Annotated in this window: 23 protein-coding genes and 1 pseudogene; 14 read left to right on the top strand and 10 right to left on the bottom strand. The window is 43.3% G+C overall.

Annotation, left to right across the window (positions count from 1 at the left end; genetic code table 11):
- Positions 1 to 272 precede the first annotated feature (272 nt).
- Positions 273 to 1442 (bottom strand): hypothetical protein, encoded by a 1170-nt coding sequence (locus NGM62_RS19030; protein ID WP_262249883.1) that lies wholly within the window; start codon positions 1440 to 1442, stop codon positions 273 to 275.
- Positions 1443 to 1747: 305 nt separating this feature from the next.
- On the opposite strand from NGM62_RS19030, the gene NGM62_RS19025 reads away from it, so the two are divergent.
- Positions 1748 to 2449: a DEAD/DEAH box helicase gene (locus NGM62_RS19025; RefSeq protein ID WP_262249881.1), complete on the top strand. Its 702-nt coding sequence runs from the start codon at positions 1748 to 1750 to the stop codon at positions 2447 to 2449.
- Here NGM62_RS19025 and tnpC read toward each other — a convergent pair.
- The 3 genes and pseudogenes from tnpC to tnpA all read right to left on the bottom strand — a co-directional run bounded on the left by tnpC (position 2438) and on the right by tnpA (position 4824).
- Positions 2438 to 3990 (bottom strand): annotated as a pseudogene (gene tnpC, locus NGM62_RS19020) (IS66 family transposase). The gene NGM62_RS19025 and the pseudogene tnpC overlap by 12 nt on opposite strands.
- 194 nt (positions 3991 to 4184) lie before the next feature.
- A complete protein-coding gene (gene tnpB, locus NGM62_RS19015; protein WP_262249884.1) occupies positions 4185 to 4412 on the bottom strand; it encodes an IS66 family insertion sequence element accessory protein TnpB in 228 nt (75 codons plus the stop codon).
- 124 nt (positions 4413 to 4536) lie between these two features.
- Entirely contained in the window at positions 4537 to 4824 is a 288-nt protein-coding gene (tnpA, locus tag NGM62_RS19010; RefSeq protein ID WP_262249880.1) for an IS66 family insertion sequence element accessory protein TnpA, read from the bottom strand.
- A 128-nt stretch (positions 4825 to 4952) separates the two neighbouring features.
- On the opposite strand from tnpA, the gene NGM62_RS19005 reads away from it, so the two are divergent.
- Positions 4953 to 6062 carry an IS4 family transposase gene (locus NGM62_RS19005; protein ID WP_262249879.1) on the top strand — a complete coding sequence of 370 codons (1110 nt, stop codon included), beginning with the start codon at positions 4953 to 4955 and terminating at the stop codon, positions 6060 to 6062.
- 1458 nt (positions 6063 to 7520) lie between these two features.
- On the opposite strand, the gene NGM62_RS19000 is transcribed toward NGM62_RS19005, so the two are convergent.
- Together NGM62_RS19000 and NGM62_RS18995 are read right to left on the bottom strand one after the other, a co-directional pair.
- Positions 7521 to 8387 carry a cyclic GMP-AMP synthase DncV-like nucleotidyltransferase gene (locus tag NGM62_RS19000; protein WP_262249878.1) on the bottom strand — a complete coding sequence of 289 codons (867 nt, stop codon included), beginning with the start codon at positions 8385 to 8387 and terminating at the stop codon, positions 7521 to 7523.
- Between the two features lie 73 nt (positions 8388 to 8460).
- On the bottom strand, positions 8461 to 9492 hold the full coding sequence (locus NGM62_RS18995; RefSeq protein ID WP_262249877.1) for a CBASS cGAMP-activated phospholipase: 1032 nt from the start codon (positions 9490 to 9492) through the stop codon (positions 8461 to 8463).
- Positions 9493 to 9612: 120 nt separating this feature from the next.
- Here NGM62_RS18995 and NGM62_RS18990 point away from each other — a divergent pair, with 120 nt between their 5' ends.
- The 3 genes from NGM62_RS18990 to NGM62_RS18980 are packed head-to-tail and all read left to right on the top strand — an operon-like array spanning position 9613 to position 11375.
- Positions 9613 to 10275, top strand: a complete 663-nt coding sequence (locus NGM62_RS18990; RefSeq protein WP_262249876.1) for an RNA polymerase sigma factor — start codon at positions 9613 to 9615, stop codon at positions 10273 to 10275.
- The gene (locus tag NGM62_RS18985) at positions 10259 to 10606 is read left to right on the top strand and encodes a hypothetical protein (RefSeq protein ID WP_262249875.1); all 348 of its coding nucleotides are present in this window, start codon (positions 10259 to 10261) and stop codon (positions 10604 to 10606) included. The genes NGM62_RS18990 and NGM62_RS18985 overlap by 17 nt, the downstream gene beginning before the upstream one ends.
- Complete coding sequence (locus tag NGM62_RS18980) at positions 10578 to 11375, top strand: ImmA/IrrE family metallo-endopeptidase (protein WP_262249874.1); 798 nt, start codon at positions 10578 to 10580, stop codon at positions 11373 to 11375. Before NGM62_RS18985 ends, NGM62_RS18980 begins: the two co-directional genes overlap by 29 nt.
- Positions 11376 to 11410: 35 nt before the next feature.
- On the opposite strand, the gene NGM62_RS18975 is transcribed toward NGM62_RS18980, so the two are convergent.
- Genes NGM62_RS18975 through NGM62_RS18965 form a run of 3 tightly spaced genes read right to left on the bottom strand, consistent with a single transcriptional unit; the run spans position 11411 to position 13875 of the window.
- The gene (locus NGM62_RS18975; protein WP_262249873.1) at positions 11411 to 12319 is read right to left on the bottom strand and encodes a DNA-protecting protein DprA; all 909 of its coding nucleotides are present in this window, start codon (positions 12317 to 12319) and stop codon (positions 11411 to 11413) included.
- A gap of 2 nt (positions 12320 to 12321) precedes the next feature.
- Entirely contained in the window at positions 12322 to 13185 is an 864-nt protein-coding gene (locus NGM62_RS18970) for a phosphoribosyltransferase (RefSeq protein ID WP_262249871.1), read from the bottom strand.
- Positions 13186 to 13200: 15 nt separating this feature from the next.
- Entirely contained in the window at positions 13201 to 13875 is a 675-nt protein-coding gene (locus NGM62_RS18965; protein ID WP_262249870.1) for a hypothetical protein, read from the bottom strand.
- Between the two features lie 674 nt (positions 13876 to 14549).
- Between NGM62_RS18965 and NGM62_RS18960 the strand changes: the two genes are divergently transcribed.
- From NGM62_RS18960 to NGM62_RS18930, 7 genes are all read left to right on the top strand, one after another.
- Positions 14550 to 15851 (top strand): AAA family ATPase, encoded by a 1302-nt coding sequence (locus NGM62_RS18960; RefSeq protein WP_262249869.1) that lies wholly within the window; start codon positions 14550 to 14552, stop codon positions 15849 to 15851.
- The gene (locus NGM62_RS18955) at positions 15841 to 16431 is read left to right on the top strand and encodes an RloB family protein (protein WP_262249868.1); all 591 of its coding nucleotides are present in this window, start codon (positions 15841 to 15843) and stop codon (positions 16429 to 16431) included. The genes NGM62_RS18960 and NGM62_RS18955 overlap by 11 nt, the downstream gene beginning before the upstream one ends.
- Positions 16432 to 17172: 741 nt before the next feature.
- Positions 17173 to 18336, top strand: coding sequence for a hypothetical protein (locus tag NGM62_RS18950; RefSeq protein WP_262249867.1), 1164 nt, complete (start codon positions 17173 to 17175; stop codon positions 18334 to 18336).
- Positions 18317 to 20602, top strand: a complete 2286-nt coding sequence (locus NGM62_RS18945; protein ID WP_262249866.1) for a ThiF family adenylyltransferase — start codon at positions 18317 to 18319, stop codon at positions 20600 to 20602. Before NGM62_RS18950 ends, NGM62_RS18945 begins: the two co-directional genes overlap by 20 nt.
- A 9-nt stretch (positions 20603 to 20611) precedes the next feature.
- Complete coding sequence (locus NGM62_RS18940; RefSeq protein ID WP_262249865.1) at positions 20612 to 21325, top strand: hypothetical protein; 714 nt, start codon at positions 20612 to 20614, stop codon at positions 21323 to 21325.
- Positions 21326 to 21385: 60 nt separating this feature from the next.
- On the top strand, positions 21386 to 22246 hold the full coding sequence (locus NGM62_RS18935; RefSeq protein ID WP_262249864.1) for a ComEC/Rec2 family competence protein: 861 nt from the start codon (positions 21386 to 21388) through the stop codon (positions 22244 to 22246).
- 120 nt (positions 22247 to 22366) lie between these two features.
- Entirely contained in the window at positions 22367 to 23233 is an 867-nt protein-coding gene (locus NGM62_RS18930; RefSeq protein WP_262249863.1) for a nucleotidyltransferase domain-containing protein, read from the top strand.
- Here NGM62_RS18930 and NGM62_RS18925 read toward each other — a convergent pair whose 3' ends face one another.
- Positions 23234 to 23479 carry a helix-turn-helix domain-containing protein gene (locus NGM62_RS18925; RefSeq protein WP_262249862.1) on the bottom strand — a complete coding sequence of 82 codons (246 nt, stop codon included), beginning with the start codon at positions 23477 to 23479 and terminating at the stop codon, positions 23234 to 23236.
- 81 nt (positions 23480 to 23560) lie between these two features.
- On the opposite strand from NGM62_RS18925, the gene NGM62_RS18920 reads away from it, so the two are divergent.
- Positions 23561 to 23836, top strand: coding sequence for a transposase (locus NGM62_RS18920; protein WP_090622413.1), 276 nt, complete (start codon positions 23561 to 23563; stop codon positions 23834 to 23836).
- Positions 23833 to 24134 (top strand): IS3 family transposase (locus NGM62_RS18915; protein ID WP_262249861.1); only part of this gene is annotated, 302 nt, incomplete at its 3' end. The genes NGM62_RS18920 and NGM62_RS18915, both read left to right, overlap by 4 nt.

The raw sequence follows: 24134 nt of genomic DNA, 5'->3' as shown, positions 1-24134 counted from the left end.
ATTGTTAAACTTATTTGATGCAAAAAGTTAACGCATCAGTACTAATTTAGGTTTATAATTGGTTAGTAAGAAAGCCCCGATTCTCCCCGTTTCGGGGCTTTTCTGTTTTCGTCTTAGCCATAAGTCCATCGATTTTGTCACATCGACCTGAAAATAAGCACCAATAGTAATGAGCTGAACAGCATTTATAATCGGCTCATGGCGTATAATTGGCAACTACTGTGTTACCCCAAATAACGAACAGTTAGACAAAGCGCAGGTCAGCGCAATGTTTAGTCCGGTAACCGTTCACCGGTCTCACCGTTATAATCGAGCGACGTCTCGCCCCCCTCAAACACGATGTGGATATCAACATAGCGCTGTCTACGAGGAACAGGCATGCTCCATCGGATGTCCTTGCGAAAACCGATGTACATGATATCCTCGATGTCATGGTCTTTCGCTGCATCATCCAACGCTTTTTTCAGGATGTCATACCGGATCGACTCAACGGTGAAGAGACGATCCTGATCGTCTGTCGAGGAGGACATGAAATGCGTTTCGACGGAGTTGCCGCGGATGGTCGCACTCCGCAGACGACCGGGTTTATCGGTTCGCTCAACCCTTACGTCGGTAAAGTCCTTGTAAAAAAGCAGCGATTCGATGCGCCGATCGCCGATATAGGCAACTGCCTTGTCATAGGCCTTTTTGAACACTTCCGGATTGAAATTGCCTTTATCCTGAAAAATCAGTTTCTGTGGAAAGTACTTTATCCGCAGCCGGAGCCAGTCCACGTTGCCCGTAATGGCATAGGGCGATAGAAAGCCGATGCCGAATAACGCGAAAATCAAGATGAAGCTTACCGACCGTGCAGCCCCGTTCGGATTGCGCCCCACCAAGAGCCACAGACCGGTTTTCCGGCGCTCGGGATAGACCTTATCCGCCTGGAGCGTCTTTATATCTGCTGGGGTTTCGCCCGCCGGCAAGGTAGGCGATACCATGCCATATCCGTGGTCGTGCGGATCTTCAAAAAATGTGACGAGCGATCCCTCCTGGAGCTGGTCTAGATCTTCAGCCGTCATAAATTGACGTACCGTGGTTTGATAGGGCGCACTGGACCTTCGAAACACGGTTACCTGGATGACCGTCAGTTCACGTGTCTCCATCATCCGCACACCGCCGAATCGGATCGAATCAATGCGTGCGGGCGCAGCAAGGCCGCTCGCCTGCGCTTGGTCTTGCGCCAAGGCACGTGCGCGTTTGCGATCGGTATACCGGAAAAACAACATGCCGAACAACCACCCCAGCCCAATCGATCCCAAAACATGAACAACGATAAACCAGACGGGCATAAAACCCTGCATTGTGGCCACAAAAGAACCGATGACGACACCCATGAAAAGCCATACCAGTGCTTTATAGCAAAAGACGCCGAACTGCTCAATTTTTGGGGTTATCTGCATTCCATTCACGCGATTAAATACTGTCTTTTCAAATTCATCCTGCTGTTGGTGGCAATGCTTCCGCCATTCCGTTCAATCACGGTCAAGTTGTCGGCGTTCAGCTCATCGCACACCTTTATCGCAGCTTGAATATACGCAAAATTATATATTGATAATAATCCGCAGTTACAAGCCCTACACCGCCATCTGTTTTGCGCACTGGCTTACTTGCACGACGAGCATTGCGGAAGGGCGTTCCAAAATGCCGACGAAGCAATGAAATATCTGGTTTTTAGCACTATCTTTGATGCCCATTCACCATGCACATGTTAAAGCAAGCACTCCACAATCTAAAAATAAATGCACTCAACGAAATGCAGCAGGCTGCCATCCATGCCGCCGAAAAAGGGGACCTCATCTTGCTTTCGCCCACCGGTTCGGGAAAGACATTGGGCTTTTTGCTGCCCCTGCTTTCTTCCTTAAACGCCGACACACCCACGGTCCAGGCAATGATCATCGTACCTTCGCGGGAGCTTGCCCTGCAGATTGAGCAGGTTTTCCGAACCATGGGCAGTGGCTTTAAAGTGAATTGCTTTTATGGCGGCCATCCCGTCCCGGTTGAAATCAATAACCTCTCGCAACCACCAGCCGTATTAATCGGCACACCCGGCCGGCTGGCCCATCACTTGCGCCGCAAGACGTTTGATACGGCTACGGTGCGCACGTTGGTGCTCGATGAGTTTGACAAAGCATTGGAATTCGGTTTTCAGGAAGATATGGCCTATATCATCAAGCAATTGCCCAATCTCAAAAAACGCGTGCTTACCTCGGCTTCGCCGATGGATGACATTCCGCCGTTTATCGGCATCACCAAGCCGACGACGCTGAATTATCTGGCGCACCAGGCTTCGACCCCCAACCTGAAACAAAAGGTGGTCATCACCGAAGCTGCCGATAAGCTGGATACGCTGTTTGCGCTGATCTGTAAAATCAGTACGGCGTATCCGCCCTACGAACTACATATTTGATTCCTGCAGTTTTCTTTTATAATTCTGCGGATACAAGTCTTTCAGGTTCTTGTGGTTTATGGTCATGATGTTTTCCAGCGTGTATTTCAGCCACTGGAAGGGATTCACTTCGTGTTTTTTGCAGATGGCGAAGAAGGAATAGATCATGGCGGCCCGCTGGGCGGCTTCATGGCTTCCGGCGAAGAGGTAGTTCTTTCGACCTAAACAGCATGGGCGAAGCGCATTTTCGCATAGATTATTATCTATTTGCAGGTTGCCATCGTACAGGTAAGCCGACAGCCCATCCCATCTGACGTAAGCATAAGCCATCGCTTTGCCGATCTGGCTTTTAGGTAACGTATTCTTTATCTCTTCAAAGGTCCACTTCCCCAGCTCGTTGATCACCGGCAGCGATTTTTCCAGGCGCAGTGTTTTTGTCTGTTCCGGTGTAAGCTTCTCTTGTTTAGCTTGTCTTTCTACCGCATATAATTGCTGAATCATGAGCAGGGCTTTTTCTGCCCTGGACCGGTCATTATCCAAGGCGCGCTCGAACTCTCTTCTTGCATGCGCCCAGCAGGCCAGATGGGTTACGTCTTTGTTCCGTGCATATTTCTCGTATACGGCATACCCGTCCGTTTGTAGGTAACCCCTGAAGCTGCCCAGTATGGGCAACGGTGCGCTGCCCCCGCGGGTGGGGCTGTAGTCAAACAATACCGTTCCCTCCAGCGGGGCATGGTATACCCAATAGTATCCCTGGTGGGCGGCGCCCTTTTTATCGCTGTCCAGTACTTTTATCGGGGTTTATCTCGTGCTTGTTGTTTCAATAGGCCTCGATGATTGCTTCGCAATTCATCCACCTGAAGATAGCCTTTGGCTTTGGTGTCGAAAACGAGCTGCTCATAAAGCGGGTGCAGTTTGATGAGCGCTTCTTTGGTCCAGCCCTCGATCGTGGAGGAAGGGATTTGTATGTTTTCCCTTGCGAAGCGCTGTTTCTGGCGGTAGAGCGGCAGGTGGTCCACGTATTTATCGGTCAGGATCATGGCCAAAAGGCCCGCCCCGGGGATGCCTTTGTCGATCACCCGGTCGGGAAGCTCCGCGATTTTTACTCCTTCACCGCTTTTAGCGGCATATTTGTAACGGATATAACGCTTGATATAGAACCTGGCCGGCTCACACTCTAACTCTTCCGTGATTTCCTTGCCGATACAGACCATATCCGAGAGGTCTCCCTCCGGGTGGATCTCGATCTCTTCCACGGGTAAATGTTCAGGTAACTTCGCGCGCCCTTTGTGGGTGGGGCGTTTGCGTACATATTCGATCTTTTCCTTTATTTCTTCCTGTTGCTGCTCTGCCGCGGCGGGTTCCGCATCGAATGGCAGGCTCATCTGGTCCGGGTCGCCCTCGAAGCGCTCACGCTTCTGGCCGAACTGCATCCGCCTGTACATGGCCAGCTGCGATTCCAGGTAATCTATCTTTTCATCGCGCTCGGCCAGGGCCCGGTCACGGTCGGAAACCATCGCTAAAAGGTCTTCTTTTGACAGGTTTTCCATTGCCGCTTGCATGGCATAAAAATACAAATAACCAATGGGTTACGCAAGTGAAAAACGATGTTTTTGATAGTTTCAGACTGCTTTTTTCAGTGAGAACCGGTGCCGCCTGNGTCTTCTTTTGACAGGTTTTCCATTGCCGCTTGCATGGCATAAAAATACAAATAACCAATGGGTTACGCAAGTGAAAAACGATGTTTTTGATAGTTTCAGACTGCTTTTTTCAGTGAGAACCGGTGCCGCCTGCGGCTCTTCTCCACCACGATCCCCTCCACCATCAGCACCAGCTCGCTCCAGTCGATCTCCCCGCCCGCCGAACTGGTTTTGGGCAGCGGGAAGGTGCCGCCCTCCAGCCTTTTGTAATACAGCACGAACCCGCCGTGTTCCCAGTGCAAAAGCTTCATGTGCGTTCGGCGCCGGTTCAGGAAAACGAACACATCACCGCCTGTGGCCCACGGCACAAACCCGAGGACACCAGCCCGCAAAGCCCGTCAAAACTTTTCCGCATGTCGCAATGGCCGCCGTACAGATAATAACGGTGCGAGGAACCCAGGCTGAACATCAGGCAAGGGCAATCAGCCTGGACAATAATCCAAGATCCGCCGAAGGAACTTCCAGCCGCACACCGTTGGGATAGATAACCGATAAAACTGAATGGCCTGCCGTCCCGGGAGTACCCATCGGAATAAAAACGTTATCCCCGCCGGATTGATTTTCTTTCCAGCGACTGATCCAATAACTGAACTTGCCCAGGGTGATGCCATGCTGCAGGCAGAACTCCTGCCGGGTCAAACCGCTCTCACGCCACTGGCGGACAAGGGTAAACATGTACTCTCTACGCTCTCTCATATCAATAATATTTGGGCGTAAAGCTAAAGACGATCATTTAAACCGAAAATATGCAGTTGGTCGGGCGGATACTTCATAACCTTATTATTTTGGGCGTAAAACTACAGCCGATCAATTAATCAGAAAATATGCAGTTGGTCGGGCGGATACCGACGTATAACCACGTTGTTGTGATGCTTTTTGTTGCCTTGGAGGGCTACCAGTCCATCCGCGAGGTGCTTGTGGGGCTGTTGGCCAATGCGCATAAGCTGGGGCATCTGGGTTTGAACTATATAGTCAGGCGGAGTACGCTGTCGGAAGCCAACGGCCGGCGAAGCAGCAAGCTGTTCGGGGATATCTATATGGAGGTTTACCATCGGAACAAGGCCTTTTTAGCGGACAGCCGGTTGAGTGATGCGGACATGAAGCGGCTTTACATCATGGATTCCACGACGGTGACCCTGTTCAAGGATATCCTGAAAGGGGTTGGCCGCAATCCCCTGCAGGGGAAGAAAAAGGGTGGTATCAAGGCGCATACCATCATTAAGGCGAGCGAGCATGTCCCCTGCCTGATCCGGTACAGTGCGGCAGTCCGGCACGACCATACTTTCCTCAAAGAGGTCCATGCTTTACCCAAGGGATCGATCATTACCTTCGACAAGGGGTATGTGGATTACGCGCAATATGAAGCCTTTTCCCGGGGTGGGATCTGTTATGTGACCCGGTTGAAAGACAACGCGGTCTATCAGCCAGGTATGGAATACGACCTTCCCCGGGATGCCCCCTCGACCGTATTGAAAGATGAAGAAGTGGTCCTTTACTACGATGAGAACAAAAAGCAGGCGCACCGCACCCGGCGGATCGCTTACTGGGATGATGAAAACCAGCGGTTATTCGAGTTTATTTCCAATAACTTCGAACTATCGGCGGAGAAAATAGCGCTGATCTATAAACAGCGGTGGCAGATCGAACTGTTATTCAAACAACTCAAGCAGAATTTCCCGCTCAGGTATTTCCTTGGCGACAACGAGAATGCGATTGAAATACAGATCTGGGCCGCTATGCTCGCCAATTTATTGATCTCATTGGTGAAAAGCAAGGTGAAACGGGCATGGGCTTTTTCCAATATGGTGTCCCTGATCAGGAATCAATTGATGAGCTACGTCAATATATACCGGTTCCTGGAAGATCCCGAGGGATGCTGGAGGACGATTACCGCCCGGGACGAAATCCGGTACCAGCATTCCCTTTTTACATAAACAGGGGGCTTACATTTGAAAACAAACAATAAAACAGCCTGTGGATAGCATAAGGCGAACAAATGAAAATAAAATCCGGTTTACCGGACAACAATGAATCCAGATATGTAACTGGTTCGATTTTGTAACTAATTTGCTCCAAATCCATACATTGTCTCAATCTCCTTATAAATTCTCTTGGATTAGTAATCAATACCACATATTCCCCGAATTGCAAACAAGATCGATCGACATCGTATTTATACTCTCCGCTTTTTTCCCTTTGGAAAGTAGCTAGTTCAATTCCGAACAAGCTGTAAATATTACCGTCGTTACTCCCATCGAAGAAATTAAGTTGTGCCTCGATATGGGTATCCATCTTTGTGCCGTTGATAGTTAGGCCCGTCATTATTCCGGGCTGGTTAAATGAACTTCCCTCTGCGCTGTCTCCACGAAATAGGCTCGCGTCATATTGCCTAAAGAACGTGGTGGTATTGCAATATATCTCCCCATTCGTTACTAAGGATTCCATGTGCCGTTTTTCTCCAAACTTGAGCAGAAAATTGTACGAAAAAGTTTGTGTTGCCATCTATATAAAATATGAAAAATGACATTAAAAGCCCCGCTGTTTTCAAGCGGGACAAGGCAAATTTATTTCTTACCTTTTGAGTCACTCCTGTTACTCCTTACATGGGCAGGTACGGTCACTTTTTTGCCGTTTACCACTTTCGTGTATTCAGGGATTCGGTTGAACTTTCGTCCTTGTGAATCTTGAGCCATTATTTAATACCTCCTTTCTTTTCTGGAATTCTATTTATTGTTTCGTTACATGCAGCGCCACCTACGCCGATAAGTATACTATGTATTTTCTAAGAAGTTCCTCCGGTAAAAGACGTAAATCCTGATAGGAGTCACGATGGCAATGCCTGTATAGCTTCCGGCTCCCGCAAAAACACCGATTGCTTCTATTTGGCTCCTTGCCCTGGAGAATGAACAATAGCTGCTGGATTATTGTCCCTCGATTTTGGGTTTTGAGTACACTTGCAATATATTCAAGATTGCCTAGTTCTCCATGCGAGCGTTCGTGGAGATAGTATCCGTTCTGTTCCCGGAAAGCCTGCCCATGGAGATAGGGAAGTAACTGTTCTTTGATAAATCGCATAAGCGGCAATCCTTTTTTACACAAAACAATTTGTTCAGGCACAGACTTTATACAACAGTGGCCATCCTCGAAAACGTGCCAATCGATATTATGAGGTAGACGTCCCCCAACCTCATATACCCCTGGGAACTGAATTGTGGAATCATCGGAAGCGACGACTCTAACCTGGTACTGATCATAAATGTTTCCATGGGGATCCTTCAGCTCAATGGATCCTGTAAGCAGAGGTGGTTCGTTTTCCGGGACGGTAAGTTCCAGTCCCGGAAAATGAGTTAGCACCTCTTGGCTTTCAACTATGAACCTTTCCCAGCTATCGTTCATTTGGCCCAAGGGTTAGATGTAGCCGCTCCAATTGCTGCGCTGCTGGCTGCGTGGTTTTCTTCATTATCCTCACCGAGTGGGAAACGACTACCGAGATGCCTGCGCCATAATCTACTTGCCCTTAACTGATTGGTTTCCCGTATTGCTTTGTCGGCATCTATAATGAAGTCGTCCAGTGCAGACATAAACTTGTTTTTGCGATCTTCATCATAGTCTGCAAAAAGATCGTCATAGGGCACAGCCGGCACTATACACTCGAATTTAGCGTTAAGTGCTTTTTTTATTTCCTTCAGAATGTCCCTGAGCGTGATGTCATCCCGCTCGTTCAGTACAATCTTATTTTTGGCATTGGTCGCCAAGATAGTAAGTGCTAAGCCACTGGGCATTTTAAACGATCGATCATCTGCCCAACCTTTTAGGTACTTAACATCCCGAAGTAGGCGTCCTTCCTTATCCTTGTTTTTTACAAACCAGTCTACCAGCGCTTTTGGATCACTGTCTTCCCACCCTATGCCTTTTACCGCGATCTTATAATCCTGCCCATCTATTTTGTAATATACAGGATGATCTATCTCATAATCGCCGGCAAAAATGGAACGGACGCATTTCTTTCTATTTTCAGGTGGCGTATCTGTATAACCGTCGACCGTCTGCCGAACCCATTCTTTGATGGTTGAGGCAGATACGTCCGGCTTACGGAAAAAATATATCCCATCATCCAAATCGCATATGTCTTCCGATGTCCTAATGCCGTTTTTCATTTTATAAGACCCCTGGATATAGAATTGAGGCTCATACTCAGGTTGATTTTCAGCGAACCAATCTCTAATCCGTTCGCGAAGGCCCTCCTTTGAATCCTTCATTTTGTTGTTCTTTGCCGAGCCAATGGATATTTCTCCATGATAGCGTCGGAATAAATTATTGCAATCTGCCATGCTATTTGTGATTTAAAAATTTCAATATTTCTGTCATCTTGTTTTTTGAAAGTTCTTCCCCGATGGCTTTCAGCCGGTCTATATACTTTTTCTTCGATGCGTTAAGCTCGATATTGTCACCTTTCATATCGTGTTGGATACGGAGGTGGCTGAATGTATTTCCGATTTTACCCAGTGCACGTTGTAAAAAGAGTAGATATTGCTCCGTAATTTGCGCTTGTGTGTCTAATACTAGGTCTACCAGCTTCGGATTTGGGAATAGCCAGTCAAATACGTTCTTTGGGCGCCACGAACGTTTAATGATTTGTTTTCCTTGCCCTGTTCCCAATGATAGAATCGATACGTCGCCTATAGGGACATCAAGCTTGTCTGTAGCTTCAAATACCCCTATTAGTGCCGGGTTATTTGCAAATATGCCGCCGTCAATCATATTGACGTTTGTTCCTTCCCCAAATTCGTTTTTGAATGAGAAGCTATGTGGTGGGAAATATACGGGCGCTGAAGCGCTTGACATCGCTACGTGATAAGCAGGGAGTTTGTAATCCCGACGGTATTCTGGATGATGCTTGGTTTTCAATACGTTTATCGCTCCGTCATTTCCATTGAATGCAGGAACACAGACCTTGGTTTTAAGGTCGTTCATTAAAGGGTCTCGGCCGCCGTTGGCATCAGCATAGACTTCTCGCAATTTCTTCAACAGTTTTTTGTTGCTGTATATAGCGTTGAAAAACACCCTGCTCTTACGCGGCAAGAAACGAAAGATGAATCGCGGAAAAATCATCTTGGCATTATCTTCATAAAACTTCGCTAAATCCGTTGATGATATTCCCAACGCAATTCCTATGGCAAGTATTGCCCCAGTCGACGTGCCGCAGATAAGATCGAAATGTTCGTACAACTTCTTGTCGGGTTCTTCCTTTTTAAGTTCTGCTTCTAGTTCAGCTAAGACTTTGGCTGGGATAAGCCCTCTTATCCCGCCTCCGTCAATGGAAAGAATTCTGAATTTCTTTTTGTTTACAATGCTATTGTCCATTATTAATTAATTTTTGTAACTTGTTAGCCTATTCAGTGATACTTGTGCTCTGAATGCAATCATTAATTTCTACGGAAAGCGTTACTAACGGTTTTGCGTATACCTAAATTGTAGACCTTTATGGATTGGAAGGAATTGGAAGATTCAAGTACAGCTGACTTATTAGAATTTATTCAGGGGAAAGAACATTTCTATGAAGCTGCTGAATGTGCCTTTAAGTGCTTTTTTTTAAGATTTGAGAGTGAACTGACAAAAAAATGCCGGGTTGTAGCGAAAAAATGGGGATATGATGATATTACAGGAGATATTCTTTCTGAACAGGCATTGAGCAAATTCTGGAATAAGGCACATCTATTCAATACAAAACAATGCAAAAGTATAAATTTGGACAAATGCGTATTATTTTATATTTATAGAATAGCGCAACGGTTGTTGGTAGACCGTCATCGGGGAGAAGCGCAAGAGAGTGAATATACCGGACAAGAAGAGTTGGTTGTGGAATTTCCCGATTTAGAATCTCTTAATGTTCCTAAAGAAAAGCTCAAAGACCTAAAAGCTAAAGCAGAATTGATGGAGAAGGCGCTCGATAGGTTAGGACCCAAGCATAAAATTATATACTTAACATATCATAGTTACGAAAGGAACGGCAAAAAACTCCCTCGGCAGCTTTTGAAGAAGATGAGAGAAGAATTGGAACTGTCTCAGACATCAATTAGGGTATATAAAAAGGAATCTGTTGAAACGGTCAATAAAGTATTAGAAATCTATGGCTCAAAAAAGTAATATTTTCGGTAATCTGGAAGTAGTGACCGAATGGTTGTGTTCGACTGGATATCTATTTCCTAGAACGGAAACAGAGCTTAATCGCTTTGATAAATTATTTTCGGACGTTCAAGTTATCAATTCTACAGTTTCGTTGGAAAGAATACTAAATAATGCCGTCCGGTCTTTTCCTATAATAGATATCTTTAGAATGCAAAGTGAACAAGATGTTACGGATGAGTTCAGAATGGTGGCAAGGAAAGGATTAGAAGGCCTTCCAGACCATATTCTTAAAAAGATGGCCGAAAACCATAGCAAAAATAATGAATCCTCACAGGAAGAAGAAGATTAGCAGTCTGGCAAACTTCTTGGCTAGTGATTTTTTGGATGGGCGTATTGTAAATTTGCAAAATATTGCCGCCTATGAGGAATTGCCTCTGCATTATGATCATTATGAGGATACTTTCGATGGTATGCTCGTTTATGTAAACTCAACTTTTCATATCCATATTAATATTGACAAGGGAAATACAGCTACTTCAAAAAGAGGCCGTTTTACGCTGGCGCATGAATTAGGTCATTACCTTATTGACGAACACAGAATTGCTTTAAAGTATGGCATGATTACTCCACATCAGTCTAAAAACGGATTGCTCAATAAAGATTTGATTGAGTTGGAAGCTGACTATTTTGCAAGTACTTTATTGATGCCAGAGATACCATTCAGGGAAATTTGCGCTAGGAAAAACTTTTCTTTTCAACTTCTTGAAGATATATCTAATACGTTTCAAGTAAGTATTATGGCGGCTATTCTGAGATTTATCGAGGTCGGTTCACGTGAATTTATGGTAGTGGTGTCAAAAAACAAAATGGTTAGGTGGTATGCGAAGAGCAATGATTTTCAGAAAGTATCCTTTAAGTTCAATGTGACTTCTAGTCTTCCTAAGGATTCTATGTCGTACTCATTTACCAATGTGATGGATAGGGATTATCTATCCAATATTGAAGAGGTTGATACGGAGATATGGTTTTTTCAAGGGTTCTACGGTAGTACGGTGTTTGAGCAATATTATTATTCAGAAATAAATGGTTATTTGATTACGCTGTTATGGTTTAAATAGGTGATCTTTTTCTATATTGCAATTATGCGAATTACTTACATAAACAACGAATACTTATTCCGTTGTTCAAGCAAATCTATCATTTTGGTGAGATTGGGTTTCATGGTCTCCTGGCTCATTTTAAGCGGAAAGGCACCCCGATTTAAGAGAATGCTATTTCCTGCTGCCGATTCGGGGACAATACCATACTGAGGTACAAATAGATGCTTGCCCAATTGTAATGTTTTTTCACCGGCATCGAAGCTACCTCCAGTTGCACCTGCTTCAACGACCACAATCACATCGCTCAGGCCGATAATCGTGCTATTGCGTTTCATGGCACGACTGGCCATCCATTTTTCGTGTGGCTGGAATTCGCTGATCACCAGTACCCGATTCCAATCCCAAACGTCTTTCAGTTCCTTTTTGATCCTGAAATGGTTGATGCCCTCGGGGAGGACGATTATCGTGGAACCACCGTTTTTAAGCGCCGTATAATGAGCGGTAAAATCCACCCCTTTGGCATAGCCGGAAACGATGCAAACACCTTGCTCCGCTAAAATGCCGGCGGCATCTTCCGTTATCTTTATCCCTTTTTCAGAAACGTTCCTTGATCCGCTGAACGCTACCGTCTTTCTCCGCAATAAATCTACGTTGCCAATAACGGAAAGCAAAGGAGGCGTAGCATTTTTAAGGCAATGTTTCAGCGCAGCCGGATAGTCGTTATCTTGTATGGAGATAAAGTATACAGGGAATTTCGAGGTGATTTCGACATTCTGATCCCTATTCGACTCGAATTCTTCACGTTGGGAATGGGTCAATAACGACTTAGCCTGTTCATATAAAGAAACAGTAGTCCTATTGCCACCCACCGATAATAACAGCTTATTGGTTTGGGCGGGTCCGACCCCTTTCACGCTCATGAAGTTGAACAAAGTATCGATGATATTTCTGTTTTCAATCATTGCTATCGCGTTGTGTTATTTCTTGATTTCACGAGGCAAAGCCCGAATACCCATTTTGCGCCCGCTTCCTTTAACTTCATAGCCACGTATTGCATCGATAAGCCGGACATATAAAGATCATCAAACAAAAATACTGCCTTTCCTTCTAAATTCCTATCAATAGTCAGATTTGATTCTTCAAGTATCGGAAGCTTCTCTTCAATGGTTTCAGCGTCTTTCAGGGATTTTGTTTTGGACTGCCAATATATATCGTCCGAAATATTTTCGAAACCATCTAAGGCGTCAACGACGCGTCTTGGTAAGCTTTTTTGTTTGATATTACTACACGGCATGGCACATATATAATCCACTTTCTTATAATATGGCAACTTATTGATATGCTCTTTGCAGATATCGATTAGCTTAGATTCCGCTTCCTCACTTCCTTGATATTTTGCTTCATATTCCAACTTACCGATTTCAGAGTAATCATCGTTGTCTTCGAAATTCATTGATAAAGCAATGGATAAGTCAAGAAGATCACGAAGAAATACAACTTCTCGATACTCTTCGATGAATTTCTCGATACTTGTATATTCCTTTTCCGAATCTATACGACGATAGCAACTTTTACCATATTGGGTTTCGCGTTCAAAAAGCATAAACGATGAGTCTATGGCTATTTTCATTATCGGTAGAATTGAATCTTTAAATGGAACGTTAAGCCATCCCGCAGGCCCAGCTCCTTCTACTCGATGCAGGGAATTTTTATGACTTGTAGCAAAGCGGATTCGTTTAGTGCTGCCGTCCTTTATGAATTCGTGAATTTTATCTAGCGATATGTCTTTGCGAGACACATTTATAAATCTTAGGTCAAAAACAGGCATGGTCAATAGTAAATTTTATATAAGTTTCTTAATAGCTGTAATCGTGGCTAACAATGACGATTCCACCTCACCACTAAGGATTTGGGAGTATGAAATGTTATTTGTTGTAATAACATCTACAGCTATACACTGCCGTTCATCGATTTGGAACTTGTCACCATAATTTACATTTAAATATCGAAAAAGGATATCCGTGAATAACGGCAACTCGTTTGGCCTAAATCCATTGAGTTTGGCCACAAACCACATAGCTCCAATTCTTTTTTTGCCGTTTTCTTCGTAGGTATAAACATGACTCGGCTTTGCGTATATAGGCAAGCCTTTTATCTCTACTATGGATTGGGCTTTCGGCTTTTTGAGGAATGTCAGTCGAGCATTTGGTCGGATACTGGCAAAATCAAAGTTCTCGTAATGGTTGAGTATATTCAAATTAGCTTGAAACATGTTTTTAACCTGCTTCGTGGAAGCGTTCTCGATTTTGTCAATAAGAATATCAATCTTTTCCGCGATGGGCCCGCTATCCGCAAGTTGAAACGAACTAGCTATTGAACTTAATGCCGAAATCCAATAGTCCCCGCCTCCGTCAGGATTTATCGGTTGTGGGATTTTCATTTTATCGACCAGTGTTTTCTGTCCTTTTGGCTTTTTTCGATTGAATTCTACAAGTTTAACGACAGCAATCTTTTCCATAATTAGAATTGGTTTATAAATTACGGTTCACCGGAATAGGCAGCGCTTATGTTTGACTAAAGATCGATTTTTTTACAATTGAATTTTATGAAGAATATTCATTCATCCTTGAAAATCTACAATTCAGACCAAATTTCACTTGCTTTAGGTCCCGGCAGCACAATTGGTTCTGTTAAAAGTAAAAACTAATATTTTGAAATCCAAATAATAAGATATACAATTCGACGCATGTTTAAGGTGGGTAGTCTTTCGCCCGACATCCAAAAATTGAAGTTTTAATTGGTATTATATTATGGTTTACCGTAAAGCTTGGAAAATGGCGCATTGTGATCGGAATAGGTTAAAAGATTTCGGCGGTGGCGCGATAATACCTATCTTTGTCCTAGGTTTAGGTTGATAGCCCCTAACCCCATTGGGGCGGACCCGTTACTTACGAGTAACGGGTTTCTTTTTATCAATCCGGTTCCCTCATATATCCGGTAATCCTTTTCTTTATCTAAGCGAACGAAGGTTACACTGGCTCGTCTACCAAGGCCTATCGGGCTTATCAGACCTTTTAGAGTCAGGAATTATTAATGATATTAAATTGATTTTTGCGTAAAAAACGCAAATTATAACTTTATTTCATTTTTATAATTTGATTTTTTGTACATTTGCGTATAAGATTGAGAATTATGCTTATTTCATTTGCAGTTACGAATTTCAGGTCGATAAAGGAGCGGGTCGCGTTGGACTTAACTAAATCCGCGTTGAAAGGCACGCCCAGCAATTATTTTAAGGCACCTGGCAAGCATACTTTGTTGCATTCAGCTGTCATATACGGCCCGAACGCTTCGGGAAAGAGCGGGTTATTAAGGGCGTTCAAGGCATTGGAATTTTTAGTGGGTCAATCTGCCAGTGCAAAGCCCGATCAGGTTATCCCGCCTTACGAACCGCATGCGTTGGAAGTCTCCTATGCGAAGCGGCCAGTGGTCATAGAAGTGTCCTTCATCGCCAATAAAAGCAGATACGACTATAAAGTAGCATTTAGCAAGAAAAGAATAGAAGAAGAGGAGCTGTTTTACTATGCCAGCGGCAGCCGTAGCCTGTTGTATAATAGACGTGCCGATCAGGAAGTCAAATTCGGCGATTACTACAAGGGGCCAAAGAAGACGTTGGAAAAACTGTTATTGCCCAATCAGCTATTGCTCTCGAAGGCGGCCGAAAACAATGTCGATGTATTGTTAGCACCCTATCGCTTCTTTTCACGTGATGTTATGGTATATCCGCTCATAGAAGACTACCATGAGGACAACCTGGCAAGGTTGTATGCCAAGCGGTTGGCGGAAAATAGCGAATCCCGGTTTTCAAAGCGCTTCAATTCCCTTATTTGTGCGCTGGATACAGGTATCAATTCCGTGGCAGTAGAAGAGGTGGATTGGGACCGGTACGAGTTTCCCAGCAATATGCCCGATGATGTTCAGAAGCGATTCAGGGAGGATTACAAATACGATATCAAAACACAGCATTCGCTTTACGACGGAAAAGAAAGGGTAGGGGCTGAAAAATTTGATGTCGATGACGAGTCAGCTGGAACGAAGAGCCTGTTCGTGATCGGCGGTATCATTCTGGATGCCCTGGAGCGTGGCCGTGTGCTGGTGGTCGACGAATTTGAGAAAAACCTTCATCCCAGTATTACTCAGTTTTTAATTCAGTTGTTCCATAATGAAGTGACCAATCCAAAGCATGCTCAACTGGTCTTTGCTACGCATGATATCACACAGTTGTCCAACGATAATTTCCGGCGCGATCAAGTATGGTTTACGGAGAAAGATGAATATGGCGCTACTTCCCTATATCGTTGCTCTGATATTCCGGGCATCCGGCTCAATACACCACTGGATAAATGGTATGCCTCTGGACGTTTTGGTGCTACGCCTATAGTCAATGACGTTGATTTTCTGATCGCCATGCAGGAGGACGGTAGTGAAGGTTAACAAACGCATACTGATCCTCTGCGAAGGGCTGACGGAATACATCTACGCCAAGGCGATGCAGATGGAATTGCCCCGTACCTTGCAACGGTCGGTATCGATTGAGATCGACTACAGTAGTCAAAATGACCCTTTGAGTTTGGCAAGAGAGGCCGCGAAGCGAGCACAGAAAGCCCGTAAGGAGCGAAACGCGTATGACACGGTGTGGTTGTTTTTCGACCACGATAACAATCCGCGGTTGCAAGCGGCGTTTGAGGTAGTTGAAGCACATGGTTTTGAAGTCGCCTATACCGCCATTTGTTTTGAGCATTGGCTCATCCTTCATTACGAGAATTGTGGGCGGGCGTTCCAAAATGCCGATGAGGCGATGAAATACCTTAAGAAATTTTGGCCCGACTACCATAAGACCAAATCCAAAGCTTTTGTAGAATTGCGGGACAAACTGGAGGTAGCTATCGAGCGGGCAGAAGTGTTGACTAGGAACCAAGATGCATATATAGCTTTGCATGTGCGTAATCCGCATTTCACGATTCCGGCATTGCTGAGGTATTTTGATGGTTTAAAAGCAGAATATGGTGATTAATGTTAATAATCGAAAGTTATAAACAATTTTATAAGATATTAATAATGAATTTTTTAAACGGTAGTTTGTGAATGTAATCTGCTAAATGTGAATAATTCAATACCTGTTGATAACAATTCTTAAGGTCTTGAATTAAAAGCGAGATATTTGTAGTTAATGAATTTAGAAATTAAAACAATAATAAATATGGTGCCGAGAGACTAAAGAAGCAGGAGATGATACCAAAAGTAAGAGCTAAGTGCTGGACACACTTAGCCCTCTGAAATTTGAATCATCCGTACCCGGAAGGGCAGGACAAAGTGTTTTCAAAAATTTAAACGCGAAATAAAGACTTTTGTTTCGTATAACCAAAAATATGTACGGGAAACCGTAAGAATACTTTTCCTTTCTGGCGTATCTTGGGGTTATACACGTGTCCCAAGTCCTATACGAAAATCACGTCTTTTCTTGGTTAGTAAAGCTCCGTAGCAAACTTGGACTAAACTTAATTGATTCATTTTATGGATCAGGTGGTTTGATTAGGAATGCTAATGGGCGAAGTGTTAAAATTTCTAAGCTAAAATACAATGGCAAGAAATGGAAGAACAGGCGATAACAGACGCCATGGTTATGTCGGCGGACGTACGCAATCCCAAAATCCAAGGACAGGATTATGGACGAAACGTGATACAATTACCGGTCAGTTTATCGATACGAAAACGTCCGGTGGGAAATTTAAGGGAATAAGGGGAGAGAAATAAAATGGCAAACGCAAATATTAAATATTACCCAGTTGGGAACGGTGACAATTCGTTGATCACATTAGAAGATAATACGACTATCTTGGTTGATTGCAATATCAGGAATTGTGACAACGATGACATTTATGATGTCAAAGCAGATTTTTTGAAAAGTGTACAATACGACAATGGAATCCCACATGTTGACGTATTCATACTGACTCATGGCGATCAAGACCATTGTCGTGGGTTCAAGAAGCATTTTTATCAAGGCGATCCTGAAAATTACAAGGAGTCGCATAAGAAAGAGGGACTTATTAGGGTGGATACGATGTGGTTCTCGCCGATGATCGCCGAACAGCACTCCAATGATGACGAAGATGCATATCAAAAAGAGGCAGAACGGAGACTCGCGTTACATCGCAACAAGGATTCGAGAAAGGATAATCCCGGAAACCGAATCAAAATCATAGGTTATGATGGCAGTACTGACTATCGTGATTTGGATCATTTGAGAGCTAAGCCAGGTGATACGGTCACTCGATTTAATGACAAAGACCAATTGTTGTTTTCGATTTTTGTTCATGCGCCGTTCAAGGAACATCTCGAAGCAGAAGGTGATGACAAAAAGAATACAACTAGTATCGTTTTTCAAGCTCGCTTCAAAAACTATTCCCATCAAGATGATTTTTCTGCTTTAGCGATGTTTGGAGGTGATTCGGATCACACTTCATGGTGTATAATATTGGAGAAAACTAAAAAGTATAATAATATGCATGCACTACCTTGGGATTTGTTTCTTTCGCCTCATCATTGTTCTTGGTCCTTTTTTAATGATCGGCCACAGGAAGAAAATCCAGTCCCAAAGAAGACCTCATTGGAAGTTTTGGATTATCGACGGAGGAATGCTAAAGTAATTGCTTCAAGCAAAACAATTGTGAATGACGATGACAATCCCCCGCATTATGAAGCAAAGCGCGAATATGTTAAAAAGGTGACCGAAAGCAATTTTCTTAACACAAGTACTCATATTGTCGCTAAGGGAATTCCCCAGCCTATAGTTTTCGAGGTCACGCCTCAAGGCATCATTAAACCGAAACAAAATGAAGGTTCGGCAAGGGCTATCGGTGGCGCTGCTTTAGGTGTTGTTAATTCTACTTCAAAGTATGGCAGCAGAAGTATTTAGTAGCAATCTGGCAACTTTTTCTGGTAATTTAGAGAATCCCTCTTTACAGGGAACTCTAAATTTCCTGAAGAACGTTCTTTTAGACGATTTTAAATTGCTTGTGTGGAGTGATTGGCATGTTGCCGTACCTATTGCAGTCGACGTAGAATTGCCGTCTCTGGGGAATTTCGACGGGTTAGACATCCGGCCAAAAGAGCCGGTATTGTTAGTTTTTGATAAACAGGATTATCCAACAAAAGCCCCCGCGGTATATTCGGATAGGCTTGACTTTCCCAAGGATAGATTGGCTCATCTATATATTGCTAAAAACGGACGCCCCCCGGCCTTTTGCTATGTTCGGGAGAATAGCGACGATTGGTATGCCAATAAACGCATCAACGACCTTCTAATAAGGATAAGCAACTGGCTGAGAGACGCAGTTACGGGCAATCTGACAGAAGACGGAAGCCAGTTTGAACCTTTGAGGTTAGAAGGCTACAGCGGTACGAATACTTATGACTACGACATGTTATCCAATATAGTACATAAGAAAGCTTCGTTCGTTTCAGGGCATAACTGGACTATCGGCCTTTTTGACCAGGCGAAAGACCAAGTTTCGGGGAGCTTTCAGCTTGTTGAAATCGTCACGCCAGGAAACATGGATAAGGTCATGGAAGCGTACAGGAAGGAGAAAGAAAAGCAAAAGGATGATAAGGACAAAAGGTTCTATCGGTATGGCTTCATCTTATGGGCAGACGACGATCAGACATACGAAAAATACAATATTGATTTACCTACAAATTGGGAGACATTTAAAAAATACTGCGAGACTTTTAAGATACCCTACAACGATTTGGAAGGAATTATTTCGGATGGCGACACCAATCATTACGCCTACTTTCCGGTTATATTAGCTATCAGGCGACCCAAAAACCTAATCGGATTTTCATCGAACATAGAGTTCGTCAACTTAAAGTTCTGCTTGTATACAGACGACGTTTCCGAAGGAAAGTTGATTAACAATATTCCGATTAGTTTCCAGGCCCACAATCAACCCCTTACTCCGGAGAAGGCGCAACACATTTCCGGCTATTCAAGTTTTGTCGACGGCAAAGGAGTGGTTTTTGGTTGTGGAGCCTTAGGCTCAAAGGTGACGCTGCATCTTGCCAGATCTGGTCAGACAAATTTTACATTGATAGACCCTGACCATTTATCACCTCATAATTTGGTTAGGCATTCATCTGGAGGAGAATATGTGGGAAGTAATAAAGCTTTTGCGCTTGCAGAAGTAATTCGGAAGTTATACCCTACAGAAGAATTGCCTTTATTGAGTGTACCGTCGTATAAAGAGGGGCGTTTCGAAAAAAAGGAAACATTTGACAAATGCAGGTGGATATTCGATTTTACCGCATCTGATGCTTTTTTTAATAGACTGGTGTTAGCAGAGAGTTTTAAGAAAGCGCGGATATTCAGCGCGAGTATATCTGATTTCGGGAATTTGGGAATATTACTGAAAGAAGGAAAAAGCAGAAATCCGAGGATTGATGACTTGCAGGTATATTTATACAGCTGTTCAATGTCTGATGAAAAAATCAGCTCCTGGCTAAAAAGGGAAAGGGAAGCTAAGGCTAACAATAATCTGGTTGTTCGGGTAGGCGTTGGATGTAATTCGGAAACAACAATATTGTCGGATGAAAAGATTTCGGCACATGGCGCTTTCGTAGCAGCAGTACTTAAACGTGAAATGGCAGACAGTATAGACAGCCAAGCAAAAATCAAACTACATCGCATTACGGAAGATAGCGATTATCAAGTAGAAACAGATTCAATTGACGTAAAGCCATTTGATGTTTTAACCGCCGTTAATGATTCTAGCTGGACAATTCGTTTTAAAGATGGCCTACTCGACAAGATAAAAAAAACAGCAGCAAAAAAACGAAACAGAGAAACTGGGGGAAGTTTTTTGGGTGCGGTCAACTATAAGACGAAGGTGATCCATGTTACCGATTTGATAGATGCCCCACCAGATAGCGAAGGTAACCAAATATGTTTTTATCGAGGGCACAGCGGATTATCCCAAAAAATAAGTATGGTCATTGAAAAATCTGGCGGACAGATTGGTTATGTTGGTGAATGGCACTCACATCCGCAAGGGCCTAATTGTCTAAGTGATGTCGATATGGCAAGCGTTAATAGATTTAAGAAAGAACTTTCCGAATTGGTGACGCCGCTACCAGTTTTTTTAACTGTGGTCGCTCCAGTTGGAATATTACCTTACATTTTTTAGTTAATAATTATGGATAGATATTCCTTGAATGCACGGATATATCCGGTGGTTATTTTTTATATGCCGGCAATTATTTTGGCTGTATTGTTTTTATTGAAATTTGATAATTACATACACCTTTTTACATCGTTTGGTATAGTTGGAGCACTGTCCTATCTCTTTTCCCAACTCGGAAGAGATGGTGGAAGGAGGAAGGAAAGGAAATTATGGAGATCTTGGGGAGGGGCTCCGACAACACAACTCCTCAGATGGAGTAATAACGAGATAAATGTCAATATTAAGAAAAGATATCACAATAAACTAAGTGTCCTATGTCCAGTTGATGATCTGCCTGATCCGGCATACGAGCAGGCTAATCCAGTTGAGTCGGACGAAATTTATCAATATTGGACCAAATTCCTTATTTCGAAGACCAGAGACACTCAAAAGTATTCCGTACTCTTCAAAGAAAATATGAATTATGGTTTTAGAAGAAATTTATGGGGTATGAAGACTTATGCAATCTGGCTAATTCTGATATTGATGGTGGGGACATATGGTTATTACTGGCTGACCATAAAGAGTATTAATCCAACTATTTATCCAATGGAATTCCTAATCGCTGAAGTGATACTATTAGTAATATTCTTTTTCTGGATTTTCGTGATTAATAAAAACTGGATTAAAGTTCCCGCATTTGCTTATGCGGAGAGGTTACTGGAAGCTACAGAAGAGCTTGACTGAACTCACTATCCAAAGAACCACAGATAATTTGAAGTTACAATAATTAAATAAACCTGAATTATGGGAAAAGTAAAAATGAGAGTTTGGGACGTAAAGCATGGCAATGCCATTTATGTAAGAACCCCAAATAATAAGCATCTTGTATTTGATCTTGGCGTAGGTGACTATTCGGAAGGAATGGATGGAAGAAGTCCTTTGGAAACGTTGAAAAATCACTATGGAATAGATAAGATTGATTATTTAATGATAACACATCCTCATAAAGATCATATCAAGGATATTCTCAATCTCGATAAACTTAAATTGGGACCCAAAACATTGCACCGACCTAAGTCTGTCGACTTAGACAAACTTCTTGAAAATGTGAGCACAGCAGATCGGCCTCTTTTTGATCGATATATTAAATTAGACAAGACTTTTGTATATCCCGCTAGCTCGACAAATACAACGTCTAATCCTGAGAATTATGGTGGTGTAATATTTAAACACTTTAGTACACCTAGTTTGATAGATAACATCAATAACCTAAGTATTGTCACAATCATGAAATATGAAGGCATCAAAGTGATTATTCCAGGAGATAATGAATGTAAGTCTTTGGACGAATTGATGACGAAGGCGGATTTTAGGGCTGCTGTGAAAGATTGCGATATACTTATAGCCCCGCACCATGGGAGACAATCTGCATATCACAGTGAATTTGTAAAGTTGGCAAATCCGAGAATAACTATAGTGTCAGACGGGTCGATTTGCGATACTAGCGCCAATTCAGCATATTCAACTAACAGCAGGGGGTTGAATGTGCGTTATAAGGGGCATTTGATACCTCGAAAAATGCTCACAACAAATTCTGATGGAGAAATTTATATTGATTTCGGAGCAGGTAATGCAAATTCGTATTTAAAGATTGAAATAAAGTAATCAGGGGGCAGCATCAAGATGTAATTAGTCATTTGAGATTACTATATCGTTATTAGCCATGCACTGGATATAACCGGTGTACAAGCGCATATAAAAAATCAAAATCCGTATCTTTATCCCATGAACATCCGACTACCCGCCTTACCCGAAGAAAAGCTCCGAGAAATTGAAGCCATCAAGCAGGTGATAACGGATTTCGTCGGTCCTGACATGATCATCCTATATGGTAGTTATGCGAGAGGTGAGTATAAAGACCAGGTGTACATAAAAGACGGCATCCGATATTTTTATATTAGCGATTACGATTTAATTGTCGTTACTAACAAAACCAATATTAAGGAATACGAGTTGGCGGAGGAACTGGAGAAAAGAATCAAAGCACGGCCCGACATCAATTTCTTCATGATGGATATTGACTATGTCAACAGAGAATTGGCCACGGGTAATTTCTTTTTTGTTCCAATGTATCATGAGGGCGTATTGCTATACGATAATGGCCAAAGCATACTGACCGAACCCAAGCCTTTAAGTATTGAGCAGATAAGAAAGAACGTCGAAGCGTATCATAAATTTTGGATAGGCAATGCGGAGACATTCTTTGCGCATTTTCATTTCGATTATGAGTTAATGCTTAAAGGCAAATCCAGGTCAGGGTTGAACGCATGGTTTCTTTTTCAGACAGTGGAGGCCATTTACAGTACCTTGCTTTTGGTTTTTATGGGCATCAAGCCTAAACTCCACAATCTCTACAAGTATCGTAAGTCAGTAAGTGCCATCTCAGAAGAGCTAAACGCGATTTTTCCGGATGTAAAAGATGGCAATGAAAAGCGGCTATTCGATTTGCTGAACAGAGCCTACATAAGCGGTAAATATAAAATGGATTTTGAAGTTTCAATAGCTGACCTAAAGGAAATCAGCCAACGGTTAGAGAAGATGATTGAAATTACCGACCGATTAAGTAAGGAGCGTATCGAAAGTTTTAAATAACTATTCGTCGAAATCTACCAAATCAACAAGACTTACTTCCAAAGCTAAGGCCAATGCTTTTAATGTCAGGAGGGAGGGAGAGGATAGACCCTTTTCTATTTTGTGTATATGACTGTGATCCACACCCGATAACTGATCCAGCCTCCGGAGACTGATTTTTTTGCCTGACCGTATTTTTTTACCCTCTCTTATTTCTTTCAGGTGTTGGCCAAAGGCTTGAGAAAATTTTCCTTCATCGAACTCCATCAACCAAAAGAGGATAATATAATTCCCCCCGAAAACAGGACAGCAGTTTAAGTTAGATTTTTAGATTAAATTTGTTGTATTATGAGTAGGCGAAAGTTCACATCGGCATTCAAGACGAAGGTAGTATTGGAAGCATTATCGGAGCGTGTGACGATCCAGGAGCTGGGTCAGAAGCACGGGATCCACCCCACGCAGATCACGACGTGGAAGTCTCAATTTTTGAAGCAGGCCCCTGCGGTCTTTGATCGTCCGGTCAAGGACGCCAAGAGCGAGGCTCAGGAGCGTGAGGAGCAATACCTGAAGACCATCGGCCAGCAGAAGATGGAGATTGATTTTTTAAAGAAAGCCTTGTCATGAAAGAGACATCAGCACAGCGGAAGGCGCACGTTGGCAAGGCAGCGGGGCTGAGCATAGCCCGGCAGTGCGAATTGGTATCGGTATCCCGGAGCAGTTTTTACTATCAACCTGTTGGGGAAAGTTCACTGAACCTGGAGTTGATGCGGTTGATTGATGAGGAATACCTGCAGCACCCCTGGCTGGGCGTTCCCCGGATGACCACCTGGTTGCGCAGGGACAAAGGCTACCGGGTCAATCCCAAGCGCATCGAACGGTTGTACGGGATCATGGGTTTGTCGGCAATGGGTCCCAAGCCGAA

The organism is Parapedobacter soli, assembly GCF_025460835.1.
Taxonomy (GTDB): domain Bacteria; phylum Bacteroidota; class Bacteroidia; order Sphingobacteriales; family Sphingobacteriaceae; genus Parapedobacter; species Parapedobacter soli.
Note: the sequence above shows the minus strand (reverse complement) of the source record. Positions and strands in the feature narration are given on the sequence as shown.